The organism is Paenibacillus helianthi (assembly GCF_001909055.1).
Classification (GTDB): Bacteria; Bacillota; Bacilli; order Paenibacillales; family Paenibacillaceae; genus Paenibacillus_AQ; species Paenibacillus_AQ helianthi.
The window spans coordinates 78949-93784 of record NZ_LVWI01000001.1; the positions used below are offsets into that span (position 1 = coordinate 78949).

Sequence of the window (14836 nt, forward strand, 5' to 3'; positions counted from 1 at the left end):
CTTAAAAAGGGATGGCAAAGCCGTTTCTGCTTGGATTGTTGATATCGCATGTTTTGTGAAATCTCACTTCAGATTCAAGGCCTGTTGCGGCTTACCGGACGAAGGTTCGCTATCCGATTCACGCGTTTGGCCTAACTTGAACACCAGAATTCCCCCAACAATGACTAACACACCAATCAGCTTATTGAAAGAGAACGGCACCCTCTCCAAGCCTAACCAACCTAGTGAATCCCACAGAAGCGCAAAGCCGAGCTGTGAAGTAAGCACGATGGAAATCGCATAAGTGGGTCCGAGCAGCCGGGTAGCCTGTACCAGACAGATGACCACGCCAACACCGATCATACCGCTGAACCAATACCAGGGCTGCATATGCTGCAGGGTGAACATGTTGGTGCCTTCCATAATCACTCCCATCAGCAGTGAAGCGATAAATCCCATGCCTAATACCAAAGTTGTAGTAGACCAGGAGCCGGTATGCTCATTTACTTTACTGTTAAAAATATTCTGCAGACTCACCAGCGAGCCGGCTATTAGCGCAAGCAGGATTCCTATTAACATTGTATACTCACTCCAATCCCTTTGTGTACGATACTTTCATCGATGTGACTCCATTCGGCTCATAGATGTTACGGCTCGCAAGTGCACTAAGTCCTGCCTTATCCTTCACCTGAATATGTCCGTTATTCCGTTCAATAAGACCATCCAGACAAAGCTTGTAAATGACCCGGTTCAGATGTCTGTAGCTTGTGCCAATGAAATTGGCGGTATCTGTCAGGTTGATCGTATTCAGATGCCCCATAAAGTTGGGGTCGGATTCATCATAGGAGATGGCCAGCAAATAGCTGGCCAGCCGCACCTCTACCGGATGCATCAAATTGAGGCTTAGAAAATTGGATTTGCGGTAGAACTTCTGGGTGATAATCTCCAATAAAAAATGCAGCAGCGGCGGATGATCCTTACCGTATCTATTCAGCCAGCGGTACTCTATGCCAAGCATATGCACCGGAGACACGGCCTCTACCGTGTTGATCCATTCCGTGTTTTGAATATATTCCACATCGCCGATCAGCTCCAGCGGAGTTTTGAATGAAATGATCAGCGTTTTTCCTTCAGGCGTGGTGGTGTAAATTTTCAGCTTTCCTTTGACCAGAACATATAAATATTCGGATGGGTCCCCTTTGGAGCAAATATGCTCCCCTTGTTCAAAGCTGTACAGATGCAAATGTTCCTTCAGCGGTTCATTGAAAATAGATTCCAGGGATTGTGCCGCAATATATCCCTCAAGCTGCTCCGAATCCAGAATTTCTTTCATGGTCTGCACCGCCCTTAGAATTTCAAAATAACCACACCGGCAATCATCATACCGATCCCGATAAACTGCGGCAGCCGCATCTTTTGCTTCACCACACCAAACCACCCGTTAATATCAATCACAAAGGTCAGGCAGAGCTGGGCGATCAGCAGGGCAGAAATCGTCAGCGTAACGCCAATGCCTTGAATCGCTGTAACTTCACTGTAAATAACGAATGCGGCCAGTGCTCCGCCTATCAGATATAAAGGTTTGACCTGTTTGAAGCCCTGCTTCTTCGCATCCCGTACGAACAGCAGGATCATCAGCGCTATCAGGAATCCGGTGAACTGTGTTATTGTTGCGGCCTGCCAGGTGCCGATGTCCTGACTAATCCGCGCGTTAGCCACCCCTTGCAAGGTAATACAGGCCCCGCCGATAAATGCAAAAATAATCCCTTTCATAACTTCTCTCCTCATTCTTCATCTCTGTCTTCATTAAAAGACATATTCCCCATTTACGGTAGGACATATGTCCTGAACAGCTAATTTCGTACGTCAGGATTACTCTCCAAAACAATACAAAGCCCGCCTCAAGCCGAAAATGGCTCAAAACGGGCTGGAACAAACAGTTGGTAGCTGTAAAATTATTAGTCCAGCAACTTCATCTCATGGAGCTGGTCAAAAATGATCCTGCTGACGGCTGAGACCCGCTCCCGGTCTTCATAGGTAAGCCAGGCAAGCTCGGCAATTTCCGAAGCCGGAGTCAATTCCCCGGTATAACCAGCGGTAAAACAGGTCATCTTCACCTGTATTCCCTCCGCTTTGCCATGAGCCGGAGCTTCATAAATTCCAAACTCTATCGCTGTGTCCGGAAGGATATCGACAGACAGCTCTTCCTTCACTTCCCGGATCAGCGTTTCTGCATCGGTTTCACCGGATTCTCTTTTTCCTCCGGGAAAATAATAAGTATCTTTACCCTGGGAGCGCGCCCCCAGCACTCGCCCTTCACGGATCAGAATCCAGGCAACCTTATCAATAATTTCACTCATAACCAAAGTATTCCTCCTCTGTTTGTCCCCGCAGTTCAGCTGACGGGCGGATAATCATTATGGATGTGCATATGCTCTTGTGCTTCATCCCAAGGGACCGGGTAGGCCTGCCCTTTAGAACAAAATATAGAGGAGGAAGGATACGCCGGATCGGCATCCTTATTGTAATTTTTGAGGGCAACCACAGTTATTGTCTGGTGGCAAGGCTGGTACTCGGTGACTTTTAGCGATAATGCACCTTTCCCTTGCGTCATGGAAGCCAGCCGTACTGCGTAATTCATGAAAGTGCCTACCGGAACCTTGCCTGTAATCACTGCTTTGCTTTCGGTCATCTCCGGTGGGGCAAAACTGCCGCTGGCCTGTTGTATATCCGTCATTACTTTACCCAGATGCCCGGGGTCTATGCTGATTTTGAAGTCATAGACCGGCTCCAGCAGGATATTCTCTGCCTGCTCCAGCCCCTGACGCAACGCCCTTAACGCCGCTTCCCTGAAATCTCCGCCATGGGTATGCTTGTTATGCGCTCTACCGCTAAGAAGAGTCATTCGCAGATCAGTGAGTGGAGAACCCGTAAGCAGACCGTGGTGTCCACACTCCAGCAGAACCTGCCCGATTTGGTGCTGATATCCCACTGCCAGATCATCAGGATGACATTCGTTCATGAAGTTCAGTCCGCTGCCCCGTTCGCCAGGCTCGAGCTTTAGCAGAACCTCCGCATAGTGCTTCAGCGGTTCAAAATGTCCGCAGCCATAAACTGCTGAAGCAATCGTCTCCTTGTAGAGAATTTCCGGCGGTCCAAAAGCTACCGGGATCATGAACCGTTCGCTCATAATCTGTTCTAGAATCTCCAGCTGAATCTGACCCATCACCTGGATATGCAGCTCTTGAAGCGTCACATCCCAGCTCACATTCAGTGACGGGTCCTCTGCGCCCAGCAGCTGAAAGGCATTTAGAACTTCCTTCAAATGAACCGGAGGCTCGAACAGGACCTTAGACTTCAGCGTGGGAACCAGCTCACTGTCCCTTCTGTCCTGCAAAGAACCAACACCATCGCCCGGCTTCACCTTCGACAGTCCAATGACAGCAAACAGCTCTCCTGCTGCTGCCCAATCCACAGTAGTATATTTCAGGCCATTTACTCTGCGGATTCCGGTAATCCGCTTGGGTTCGTCATCTTCAGCAGGCCCGCTGGCCAGCTCATCCCTGACCTTGAGCACGCCTTGCAGCGCTTTGATATAGGTAATGCGGGTTCCTTTATCATCGTGGCGGATCTTATATACTCTTCCGGCAAAAGGCCCGATGGCATCATAATCGGTTACAGTCAGGTATTCCAGCTTATCCAGAAAAGAATCGATTCCGAGATCCAGCAAAGCAGAGCCCTGCATACAAGGGAATAGCTTGCCTTCCCGGACCATGGACCTCATTGCTTCCTGCCAATCTGATTCACTCATGGACCCTTCGAAATAAGCATCCAGTATACGTTCATCGCGTTCAGCCAGGGAGACCTTCAGCTCTTCTGGCAATGCAGTATCTTCCCATTCCGGGAGAAGCAGCGCCCCATCGCTAAGCTGAGCGTATATTTCTTCATACACACGCTGCGGATCAGCACCGGTGCGGTCGGTTTTATTGATAAAAAAGAAGGTTGGAATCCCATGCCTGCGCAGCAGCTGCCATACCGTTTCGGTGTGGCCTTCCACACCTTCAACAGCACTGACAATTACTACAGCATAGTCCAGCACCTGCAGCGCACGTTCCATTTCCGGCGAGAAATCGACATGACCCGGCGTATCCAGCAGAAAGTACCGCGTGTCCCCGCGCACAAACTCTGCCTGGTCGGCAAACACCGTAATCCCACGAGTCTTTTCAATCTCATGGGTATCCAAAAAAGTATCCTTATGATCTACTCTGCCACGGCTGCGGATGGCCTGAGTATGATAGAGCAGCTGCTCGGCAAACGTCGTTTTACCGGCGTCGACATGCGCCAGCAGTCCAATGGTTACATTCTTCATAGAGTAGGGCTATACACCTCCACGGATATGCGGTGCAACTTCAGTCTTGTAAAAAGCGCTTAGCCGCTCCATTTCAACGTTGCTGAAGGCTGGAACCCCAGAAGCAGCCAGATTGTCCGTGACTTGGGCCTCATTCTTGAAGCCTGGAATTACGCAGCTGACCGCTGGATGATCCAGAATCCAGCGGTCAGCCGCTCTGGCCATGCTGCCGCGTCCTTCCACAATCCATTCAAGTTCCCGCGCCAGCTCGACACCTTTTGCGAAAGGCAGTCCGGCGAAGGTTTCCCCCACATTGAACTGCTCGCCGTTGGCATTGAAATTCCGGTGGTCATTCGCGGCAAAGGTGCTGTTCTCCTTAAACTTACCGGTCAACAGTCCGCTGGCCAGCGGCAGCCGCACCAGGATTCCGGCCCCTGCAGCTTCTGCGCGGGGCAGAAGCGTAAGTGCCGGCTGCTGGCGGAACAAATTGAAGATGATCTGCAACGCTTCCACACCAGGATACTCCAGACTAAGCAGTCCTTCTTCGATGGTCTCTACACTGACTCCGTAATGGCGGATTTTACCGTCTGCCTTCAGCTTGTCCAGCACCCTGAACACGCTTCCGTCCCGCAGGATCTCAATGGGCGGACAATGGATCTGGTACAGATCAATAGTCTCCCTATTCAGACGGCGCAGACTCTGCTCACAGTAATCGCTTACCTTCCGCTCCGAATAGGTTTCCGGGTCATGGATGTCACCCGCCCGGCAAAATTTAGTGGCGATATGGATCTCATCCTCTTTACCTTTGGTTGCCTTTGCGAGAAGCTCCTCGGCATGGCCGGAGCCATACACATCGGCAGTATCAAAGAAATTGACACCCTGTTCTATCGCCTGCTCCAGCCCCTTCAGACCATCCTCATCCCGGCTCACACCCCAATCCCCGCCAATGGCCCATGTGCCGAAGCTGACTTCACTTATAGATAGACCTGTTTTGCCCAGTTTGCGGTAGTTCATATGATTAGCCTCCCGTTCTAATAGATTCTTGTTCTATTATACCGGATAATTCGCCACGGGTTCAAAACCCAGCATAGCCCAGCTCAATCATTGACTAACTCTCCTTCGAGATATTTGTTACATTCTGTAGAAATCATTGTCTACCGAATATATATCTAGTATTATCTAGGTGAATTTAAATATAATTAGTTGAAAAGCATCCACGAAGCACACTATAAATCTTCATTTCGCAATTATTCCAACTGAAAGGAAGGTAAGGACTATGAAAATCAGCGCCAGAAACCAGTTCGAAGGCAAAGTACTCTCCATCGAAGAGGGCCAAGTCAATGCCAAAATCGTGGTCGACACAGGTGGTCAGAAGATTACTTCCATTATCTCCGTAGAAGCGCTGCGGGATTTGGACCTTAAGGAAGGCTCCAGTGTGACTGCTGTCATCAAAGCTTCCTCCGTAATGCTGATGGCTTAACCAGCAGAGAATTTCTATAACCAGCGAAAAGGACTCCAATCCAGGCTCAGTCTGGATTGGGGTCCTTTTTATGGCGAGCCGTTTTATCAAAAAATTACTCTTTGTTTAGGGTATAGACCACCGTCTTCACCTTACCGTTCGGAAGGGCTGCATATGTGAAGGTCATTACATTCCCTTCGCGCTTTTTTAGAGCCAGCATTTTGGTCACCACATACGGGTCAGAGCCGTCTGCCGTATCCCAATCCTTGCGGTCCTCTGAGCTGATCAATTCCTCACTGAGATTCGTGAATTCACCAGAAAATGTATGGATGGCAAACAGCCCGGCATGCTTCAATTCACGAACGAGCAGCACATCTTTTGCCGCATATTCCACTGTGAAATCTCCTGTTCTTCCGCTACCCTTCTCCAGCTCAAACAGCTTGCCGAGACTGCCATCGGTATTCATATACTGAACGTTCTTTCCGTCTGTCATATATAACTGTTCCGACGGGAGCTCAGCGGGATGCGGATAAGCGGGTATTCTGGTATGATAATCCATTTGCTTCACAATTTTTCCGTTCTGGATAAGAGCCTGATAGCCATTGCTGAAATCACTGAACATCGCGTAGTGCTTGTCGGTCAGCAGCAGCAGATCGCTCTCCTTCCCCGCACTCTTGATCTGAAGCCAGTGGGAATATGGCGATTCACCCAGTTGAAAGGTACCGATGGACTCCGGCTTGCCGTCAGATGATGATCTAAGGAAGATTTCTCCGCTCTTCTGGGATACCCAATAAGTCCTGCCTTGAATGGAAGCAGAAGTAAATCTCGGTTCATCTACGAGCATGATGTTGCCCGTGCTCTTATCGGTCCAGGTTTTGCCGCCCATGGCGCTTACCGCTGATACCAAGTGAACGTATAACTTGCCACCAAGAATATTCGGTGCCTCCGCAAGCATTAAAGGTATGCTGTTCGTAGACACTATTTTTGAATCTGCCTTAAGGATCACTTCACGCCCTGGACGTATCAATACAGCAGCCCTAGTCTTCTGATTCCAGGACAGCTCATAGCCCATAGAACCGGCCAGTTCCTTTAATGGGACCCATGTTGCCCCCTTCACAATGATCTGACTGCTGCCCATTTTGGTACTTTTGTCATTTAATAGAATCCCGCTTTCCTTGGCTGCATGCACGGTCCCGGTGCTTAAGGCAAACACCAAGACTGCAGCAATACAGCCCAATGACTGCTTCCATTTTTGCATTCGCATAGTCTCCTTATAATAATCCTACAAATTGGACGCGAATGACTGGAAAAAGTTGCAAAACCTTACGTAGGGGCTCTGATTTTACTACATGTGATCCGCTCTGCTATGATCATCCTGGAGGTGACTGAAATGCCACTTGAATTCATGACTTACGGGGAGTGGGATGACGCGCTGTGGGCAGCAATCGAGCCGCTCTACCGCGAAGCTTTTCCCCATGGAGCTAAGCCGGTTAACATTCTGCATGCCATGCTGGACAAAAAAATCGCCTGGCTGCATGCCGGATACCAGAACGGGAAAATGGCTGCGATGGCGGTTACAGGTCTTAGTGGTTCATCTGCTGAACGGATACTAATCATCGACTATATGGCCATAGATACCCAGCTGCACAGACAAGGTCTGGGAAAACAATTTCTGGAAATGATCCGCGACTGGGCGGTGCAGGAGCATCACGTTCACGCGGTTCTAATTGAGGTGGAAGCTGGGAATACGGAAGACGATGTGGCGCGGGTCTATTTCTGGGAGCATTGCGGCTTCATTGCAACATCTTATGTGCACCAATATATCTGGATTCCCGAGCCTTACCGGGCCATGGTGCTGCCGCTGAGCCAGGATTTTGTCATTACTCGTGATGGACAAGCCCTATTCCGACATATTACCAATTTCCATATGAAATCCTTCCGTAAAAGCGGGGACTAGAATAGCAAGGACTTAGTAACGGAGCACCAGCACAAAGCGCATGCCACGACTTGTGGCTTCAGCATAAATATCACCGTCCATCTTTTGCAGCAGCTGTTTACAGATATACAGTCCCAGACCGTTCCCTTTCTTTCCTTCTGCATTCGAACCGCGCTGGAAGATTGAATTCGTCATCTGGTAGAATGACTAAGTGCAAGGCTTAGATCCGGTACATAGATGTCAAAATCCATGAGGAGGTTGAAGTATGCCGTTTGAACTTATCCCATTTCCTGAAGTCGTGCCGAGTGCGGGCCAGCTTGTCGCTGTCCAGGCCTTAAAAGGAACCGGGGAAGGAGCAGTATCATTGCTTGCGCTGGATCGGAATAGTGATCTCTGGCGATTTGACTTGCACACAGGACACGCAAGAATGCTGCTGCATGTCGATATACCCGATTTGAAATTGGAGGAACCTGTACAGATTGTAGTATCGGCAGATGAATGCTTCGCAGCAGTTTCGGGCAGATTCAGCCAGCACGCAGCGTTGTACGATCTCCAAGATTCCAAGCAGATCATGGCATTGTCCCGTGATCATTATCATTATGATGTTTGTACCTTCTCGCTTGCTTTTGCTGAACATGAGGGCAGGACACTGTTGATTCACGGCACGAAATGGAACCAGATGGATTTGCTCGATGTCCTCTCAGGTGAGAATCTGTCTACACGTCAGTCAACGGTTTCCGTAGCAGTAAATGGAGAACAGCTCACGAAACACGATCTCGATTATTTTCACGGTAAAATCCATGTCTCCCCTCAAGGGGAGTGGATCGTCGATACTGGCTGGCACTGGCAGCCTGTCGCATCCATACGCTCATGGAATCTTCAATCATGGCTGACGAACTGCTGGGAGTCAGAGGATGGAGCTACCTTACGGGTGCTCGGGGACTACATGGAAGATTGGGATCAGCCTGTAGTCTGGCTTAATTCGTCTACTATCGCAGTCTGGGGACAACTGGCAAGTGATATGTATGATGAAGAGGACACGAAGGATTACGGCGATAGCTGTTACTCTCATTTTCTGGCTATATATGATGTGCAAACCGGGGAACGGACAAATCTGTTCATTCCAGTACCTGAATACCGGACCAAACCCTTGATATATGGGGAGCATTATTTTCCACATGGACAAATCGCTGTAGTAAACGACAAGATTGTAATGTGGGGACCGGAAAAGGGTTTGTCCGTTCTAAATCCTGATTCGGGTGAAATGGAGTTCACCGACAAGACATTATGTCCCTACTTCTACCATCCATATGCGGAGGTATTTCTTGAAATTAATGAATCCGGCCGTATATCGGGCAAGCGGCTAATCTGAGATGAATTGACAATTGAACACTGGAGGTACTTCACATGCTAATCAGGACAGCGTTAATAAGCGATTCACATGAAATTTCCAGACTTTCGGGCGAGCTGGGATATGCAGCAGAAGCCTCCCAAATGGCTGAGAGGCTTCGTGATCTCACTGAACAGAGAGACAATATCGTATATGTAGCAGATTCAGGGAATCAACTGCTGGGTTGGATTCATGCCCAGGTCCGTGTTCTGGTCGAGGCCCCGCGATTTGTGGAAATAACCGGATTGGTGGTAGACAGTGCTCACCGGGGAGAGGGCATTGGCAGGCAGTTAATCGCACAGACTGAAGTTTGGGCAGCACAATCCGGGTTCACCAAACTCAGAGTGCGTACGAATCAAAAAAGGTCTGATGCGGTTCAATTCTATAACCGGCTTGGTTTTGTCCTTGTGAAATCGCAACATATTCTGGATAAGTCTATCGAATAGAGCCTTTTGTGAACTCATAAAATCCGAGTGCATGTGCCCAGTCCGGGAACCCGGCTTGGGCCATTTTATCGCTGCCGCCGCCTTTTCCCTGGAATTCGCCCAGATTGGCTTTAAAAAAGGTACCACAGGACCATTCTGCACTTCCGCTGGAAGCGAGCACGACTTTATTCTCCGCCGCCGTCAGCAGCAGCACGGGAAGTCTGGTATTTGCAGTCAGCTTCATGGCCAGACTCTGTAAATCCTTGAGGGTTTTATCCTCGAAGATGTGTGCGGCTACCCTTGCCTCAGACTCAAGTCCGGATAAGAGCTCTTGGGCCAAATAATGATCATTCTGTTCTTTGAGTGCACCCAGTTCGGCCTGCAGTTGCTTCTGCTCGGCTTCCCACTTCCCGATCCGGTCCAGGATTTCATCTTTGCCTGTATTGAATTTCGCAGAAAGCGCGCCAAGGATACGCTGATTCTCGTTAGCTTCGTCCAGCGCACGCCCTCCGCATTTGAACGTGACCCGGATGTTGCCCTTCTGCTTCTCCGCTCTCAACAGCTTGATCATTCCGATCGATCCGGTAGCAGATACGTGAGTCCCGCCGCAGGCGTTATGCTCCACTCCCTCAATCTCAACAATGCGGATATTCTCCGTAACCTTGGGCAGCTTCACCAGGGGCAGGTTAGCCATTTCCTCGGCGGTGACAAAATAGCTTACGATACGGTGGTCAAGCACTACCTGGCGGTTAACCTCCTGCTCTGCCGTAGCCAGCTGATCCGCGGTTAGCTCCTGAAGCTCAATGTCGATAGTTGCGTAATCATTGCCCAGGTGAAAACTTAACGTATTCGCTTCGAACAGCTCAAGGAACACCGCCGACAGCAGATGCTGGCCGCTGTGCTGCTGCATATGGTCAAATCTGCGGTTCCAGTCTATCTGACAGCTCACTTGGCTTCCTTCTGGAACACGATCAACCTTGTGCAAGACCTCGTCCTCTTCGAGAATGACATCCAGCACGGGAATTCCGCCAATAGTTCCGGTATCACAAGGCTGCCCGCCTCCATGAGGATAGAAAGCTGTCTCCTCCAGAATCAGATATTGCCCGTCCTCGCGTTCTACCACTTTACTTATCGAGGTCTGCCATTCCTTCAAATAGGCCGACTCGTAATACAGCTTCTTAGTCATAGTCAAAGTTCCTTTCCGAATCGTCTTTAGGTATCAGTGCATCGTATCCCATATTTGCTTCCCGATCAAGATTAACGTAACCGTAATAAACAGCGGGCGTATATAACTGGCTCCCTTGCGGATAGCCAGCCTTGAACCGACTACAGCTCCGATGACAATCGGAATGCCCAGAAGCAGGCCATAATACAGGCTGACTGAGCCAAATGCGGCAAACGTCAGCAGACTTGCGATATTACTCGAGAAATTAAGCACTTTGGCATTGCCGGCGGCAGTCACAAATTCAAAGCCCAGCATGAGGAAGGCGAAGATCAGGAACGAACCGGCGCCCGGACCAAAGAATCCGTCATAAAATCCAATAACCAAGGCAATACCCATGCCGATAATCAGCGGTTTTTTGCTGTCTTGGGAGTACGTTGAGACGTCCCCCCAGGATTTTTTGAACAAAGTATAGACCGTAATGACGACCAGCATCACAATCACAAGCGGTTTCAGAAACGCTGAAGGTACCTGCCGGACCGTAAGCGAGCCAGCCACTGCACCCGCGATAGAGAACGGAATCAGGAATTTGACCATTCCAAAATTAATCTTCCCGGAACGGACAAAAGACGCCGTACTCGTGAACGAGCATAAGGTCCCGGCTAATTTATTGCTGCCCAGCAGCATTGGGAGCGGGATCCCGGCTGCGAGCAGCGCTGGAATGGAGATCAGGCCTCCGCCGCCTACCACAGAATCAATCACTCCCGCCAAAAAACCGCAAATCACCAAAATCGAAATCATTGCTATACTGCCATGCTCCATAATGCGAAAAATGCCTCCTGCCAGCGCGTAAGTGTTCTACAAACAAACTCCAGCATACACAATTTCTCGGGTGTGTACCATAGTATTCTTTGATGAACTTTTGGAATTTTTCATTTATGAATACAAAAAAAGTGACAGGAACCCTCCCTGCCACTCTTGTCACCTTCAGACTGTACTAGCTCATTTGTACGTATTTTGTTCATTTTTCTTATAGGTAGTTTTGTCATCCCGCAGCGCTTCCTTGCGGATATCACTTTTCTTCTGTTCCATCTGCTGAGCTTCCTGACTGGTCACCGGAGCATTGTTCAATTCGTCTACCGTATTGATCAGATTCTTATCCGGTTTGGTGTGACTATCCATTGTATTGCCTCCTTTAAGTTGTTGGGTTGATGGGTCGCATCAGCTTATTGTGGCAAGATATGGAGCAGATTATGCACTGTGGCTGGAACCAGAGAATGTCCGCAAAAAAAACCGGATAAGCAGATTCACGATCTGCCTGTCCGGCTTTCTCACCTACAATCCTTCTATTCTTCCGAATCTACATTGTGGTAGACCTGCTGTACATCATCCAGTTCCTCCAAAGCGTCGATCAGTTTCTCGAACTGTGCTTCGGCATCCTCCGGAAGAGCAACATAGTTCTGCGGGAGCATGGTCAGCTCAGCGACAGTGAAATCGGTAATTCCGGCACCGCGGAAAACCTCTTGAACGGCATGGAACTGGTCAGGCTCGGCATAGACGATTACAGCCTCGTCCTCTTCCAGCACATCGCGCACATCCAGATCCGCTTCAATCAGCAGCTCCATCACTTCGTCAGCTGTTTTGCCTTCCAGGCCAATTACAGCTGTAGGCTCGAACATATAGGTTACCGAACCGCTGACACCCATGTTGCCTCCGTTTTTACTGAATGCGGAACGCACCAGCGGGGCAGTACGGTTAACGTTGTTAGTCAGCGCGTCGATAATGATCATCGAACCGCTGGGTCCAAATCCTTCATAACGTAGTTCTACGTAATTTTCGTCACCGCTGCCTTTGGCCTTGTCCAGCGCCCGGTCGATAATGGCCTTAGGCACGTTGTACGTTTTGGCGCGCTCAAGCACGACTTTCAATGCACGGTTCGATTCCGGGTCCGGTTCACCCTTCTTAGCCGCTACATAAATTTCTACACCAAACTTGGCATATACCTTACTTGTATTGGCATCCTTGGATGCCTTCTTTTCTTTAATATTATTCCATTTACGACCCATATTCTTCCCGCTCACTTTCCAACATTAATTATAAACAGTCCAATATATTATACCTCCGCTCTGTGTATCCCGTAAAGGGCAGTCCCGGTGACGGCTAAAAATCCAGCAAAGCCAGCAACCTATCCAGCCCGACAGCCTGGATCAGCACAGGGATTCGCGGACCTGTCTCCTGGCCCAGCACCAGCTGATAGATTAGGGTGAACAAACGTTTTTGATTGTTTTTCATCGTTTTTTTATCCTCGTTATAACAAATAGCGTAAATTTCTGTCATCATCTGCTCATCCTCCAACCCCCCGGTCCTCAGCAGTCCGCAAAAGGCTTCCAGCCATGCTAGCTCATGTGTCTCCAAGGTTTCGTACAAGGCAGTATCACGGCTGGAATTTACGGTAACCAGCTTTTGCGGCATCCAGTGCTTGATCCAATATTCCGCCCGTTCCGCTGTTTGCTTCAGCCCATCCGCATCCACTACCTCTCCGTTCCGGGTCATAATCTCCTGTAGCAGATGTAGATCGAAATGAATCAGAGGCAGCAAGCTTGCAATGGGACCGAAGCTAGGTATTCTGTCGTTCAACGGATAAATCAGCGAAAGCTCTACCGCCGAATCCATATCATCCGTGAGTGTATGGGAATCGTGAGCCTTCCGATAACGTTCAAATTCCGTATAATTGCGGAGCACATCTTCGTCCATTCCGATATGAAACTCAGCGTCCGGCTGGTATTTGGCAAACAGAAACAGAATATTCTCCGGGGCATAGACCTTCAGCAGATCATCAGGCGTGTAGTTATTCCCGGACGAGCTGGACATTTTGGCAAAGCTGCCTTTGATTCTAATAAATTCGTAAGGCTCGTACATAGGCGGTTCATTCTCAAAAATCTTCTCCGAGATCACGGACGCTACATTGTAGCTGCCCGTTTCCGACGAATGGTCGCGGCCTCCAGGCTCGAACAGCACCTGCTCCAGATTCCAGCGCATCGGCCAGTCGATTTTCCATTGCAGCTTGATATTTTCCGCTTCCGCAACAGACATCGTACAGTGATGGCCGCATTTACAGCTGTAGGTCAAGAGTCCTTGCTCTTCATCAAAATAATGCACTGTAGTCGAGTCCTTTCCACAATCCCCGCAATACACACTTACAGGATAAAATGCGGCTCTCTCTGCTTCGCTGGCTTCTCCTGTTTTGAAGGACATCAGAATGTCATAGATTTCTCCTCTGCTGCGCAGCGCCTGAAGGATTCCCGGTGCATAACGGCGGGATTGATATTCTTTGCTCTGATAGATAAATTCAGGCCTGATCCCAAAAGCACTGAGCGCTTGTTCAAATTCCTGTTCAAAATGCTCCGCATAGGAAGTGTGACACCCGTATGGACAAGGAACCTGCGTATAGGGCCTTCCGATATACTGACCGAAACTTGGGTCCACATGAACCGGAACCTTACGGAAACGGTCAAAGTCATCCCATGAAAAAATAAACCGGACCTTTTTACCCGCTTTTTCAAGCGCCTTACTTACAAAATAAGTCGTCACAATCTCCCGGAAGTTCCCGATATGGATGTGGCCTGACGGACTGATCCCTGATGCGCATACGAATGTCCGCTGCTCCGGGTGGCTTTCGATTAACCGTTTTGCAATTTTCTCTGACCAATGCATGAATAATCACCTCTACAATTATTGTAAAAAAACAACAAAAAAAGCCCTCATCCTCAAGATTGTCATCTTGAGGACGAGAGCTGTAATCAGCGCCGTGGTACCACCTCTGTTCGCGGACATGTCACCATGCACGCCTCTTCGGGTACGGCCATTACGCTTATACCCTATCTCTGTAACGGGAGAACCCGTCATAGCATCCTTAGGCGTGCTGCCCAATTCCGTATGAGGCTCGGAGACTTTTTTCGTTAGGCACACTGCTGCTCCGTTTCACCATTCCGAAGCTCTCTGTGAACTATGCCGCCTAAGTACTCTTCTCGTCATCGCTGAAGTGATATGCTGTTTTCAATATATTCCACTATAGCAAAACTAGTTCAGAATGTCATTACCTAATACCAGATGGCTTCATGTACTTCTATATACAAC

17 protein-coding genes and 1 other annotated feature are annotated in these 14836 nt (G+C 49.1%); of the genes, 4 read left to right on the top strand and 13 right to left on the bottom strand.

Going from position 1 to position 14836, the window contains the following annotated elements; genetic code table 11:
• Nucleotides 1–63: 63 nt before the first annotated feature.
• From A3844_RS00255 to A3844_RS00280, 6 genes are all read right to left on the bottom strand, one after another.
• Complete coding sequence (locus A3844_RS00255; RefSeq protein WP_074083419.1) at nt 64–558, bottom strand: DMT family transporter; 495 nt, start codon at nt 556–558, stop codon at nt 64–66.
• Nucleotides 559–565: 7 nt separating this feature from the next.
• Entirely contained in the window at nt 566–1312 is a 747-nt protein-coding gene (locus A3844_RS00260) for a Crp/Fnr family transcriptional regulator (RefSeq protein WP_074083420.1), read from the bottom strand.
• 14 nt (nt 1313–1326) lie between these two features.
• On the bottom strand, nt 1327–1752 hold the full coding sequence (locus A3844_RS00265; protein WP_074083421.1) for a DMT family transporter: 426 nt from the start codon (nt 1750–1752) through the stop codon (nt 1327–1329).
• Between the two features lie 185 nt (nt 1753–1937).
• Nucleotides 1938–2339, bottom strand: a complete 402-nt coding sequence (locus A3844_RS00270) for an NUDIX hydrolase (RefSeq protein WP_074083422.1) — start codon at nt 2337–2339, stop codon at nt 1938–1940.
• A 35-nt stretch (nt 2340–2374) separates the two neighbouring features.
• Nucleotides 2375–4348, bottom strand: a complete 1974-nt coding sequence (locus A3844_RS00275) for an elongation factor G (protein ID WP_074106240.1) — start codon at nt 4346–4348, stop codon at nt 2375–2377.
• A gap of 9 nt (nt 4349–4357) precedes the next feature.
• The gene (locus A3844_RS00280) at nt 4358–5341 is read right to left on the bottom strand and encodes an aldo/keto reductase (RefSeq protein WP_074106241.1); all 984 of its coding nucleotides are present in this window, start codon (nt 5339–5341) and stop codon (nt 4358–4360) included.
• A gap of 262 nt (nt 5342–5603) precedes the next feature.
• On the opposite strand from A3844_RS00280, the gene A3844_RS00285 reads away from it, so the two are divergent.
• Complete coding sequence (locus A3844_RS00285) at nt 5604–5807, top strand: TOBE domain-containing protein (RefSeq protein ID WP_074083425.1); 204 nt, start codon at nt 5604–5606, stop codon at nt 5805–5807.
• A gap of 94 nt (nt 5808–5901) precedes the next feature.
• On the opposite strand, the gene A3844_RS00290 is transcribed toward A3844_RS00285, so the two are convergent.
• Nucleotides 5902–7044: a stalk domain-containing protein gene (locus A3844_RS00290; RefSeq protein ID WP_074106242.1), complete on the bottom strand. Its 1143-nt coding sequence runs from the start codon at nt 7042–7044 to the stop codon at nt 5902–5904.
• A 132-nt stretch (nt 7045–7176) separates the two neighbouring features.
• Here A3844_RS00290 and A3844_RS00295 point away from each other — a divergent pair, with 132 nt between their 5' ends.
• Entirely contained in the window at nt 7177–7743 is a 567-nt protein-coding gene (locus A3844_RS00295) for a GNAT family N-acetyltransferase (protein WP_074106243.1), read from the top strand.
• Nucleotides 7744–7755: 12 nt separating this feature from the next.
• On the opposite strand, the gene A3844_RS00300 is transcribed toward A3844_RS00295, so the two are convergent.
• On the bottom strand, nt 7756–7917 hold the full coding sequence (locus tag A3844_RS00300; RefSeq protein WP_083609758.1) for an ATP-binding protein: 162 nt from the start codon (nt 7915–7917) through the stop codon (nt 7756–7758).
• Between the two features lie 70 nt (nt 7918–7987).
• Between A3844_RS00300 and A3844_RS00305 the strand changes: the two genes are divergently transcribed.
• Nucleotides 7988–9094 (top strand): hypothetical protein, encoded by a 1107-nt coding sequence (locus A3844_RS00305; RefSeq protein WP_074106244.1) that lies wholly within the window; start codon nt 7988–7990, stop codon nt 9092–9094.
• A gap of 35 nt (nt 9095–9129) precedes the next feature.
• Complete coding sequence (locus A3844_RS00310; protein ID WP_074083429.1) at nt 9130–9558, top strand: GNAT family N-acetyltransferase; 429 nt, start codon at nt 9130–9132, stop codon at nt 9556–9558.
• Here A3844_RS00310 and A3844_RS00315 read toward each other — a convergent pair.
• From A3844_RS00315 to lysS, 5 genes are all read right to left on the bottom strand, one after another.
• The gene (locus A3844_RS00315) at nt 9548–10723 is read right to left on the bottom strand and encodes an alanyl-tRNA editing protein (RefSeq protein ID WP_074106245.1); all 1176 of its coding nucleotides are present in this window, start codon (nt 10721–10723) and stop codon (nt 9548–9550) included. The two genes, A3844_RS00310 and A3844_RS00315, sit on opposite strands and share 11 nt — an antisense overlap.
• 33 nt (nt 10724–10756) lie before the next feature.
• Entirely contained in the window at nt 10757–11521 is a 765-nt protein-coding gene (locus A3844_RS00320; RefSeq protein ID WP_074103391.1) for a TSUP family transporter, read from the bottom strand.
• A 180-nt stretch (nt 11522–11701) separates the two neighbouring features.
• The gene (locus A3844_RS00325; protein WP_074103390.1) at nt 11702–11881 is read right to left on the bottom strand and encodes a hypothetical protein; all 180 of its coding nucleotides are present in this window, start codon (nt 11879–11881) and stop codon (nt 11702–11704) included.
• Between the two features lie 164 nt (nt 11882–12045).
• Nucleotides 12046–12765 carry a YebC/PmpR family DNA-binding transcriptional regulator gene (locus A3844_RS00330; RefSeq protein WP_074083433.1) on the bottom strand — a complete coding sequence of 240 codons (720 nt, stop codon included), beginning with the start codon at nt 12763–12765 and terminating at the stop codon, nt 12046–12048.
• 94 nt (nt 12766–12859) lie between these two features.
• Nucleotides 12860–14413, bottom strand: coding sequence for a lysine--tRNA ligase (gene lysS, locus A3844_RS00335; RefSeq protein WP_074106246.1), 1554 nt, complete (start codon nt 14411–14413; stop codon nt 12860–12862).
• A 66-nt stretch (nt 14414–14479) separates the two neighbouring features.
• Nucleotides 14480–14743 (bottom strand) — a binding site (T-box leader).
• Nucleotides 14744–14836: the final 93 nt, after the last annotated feature.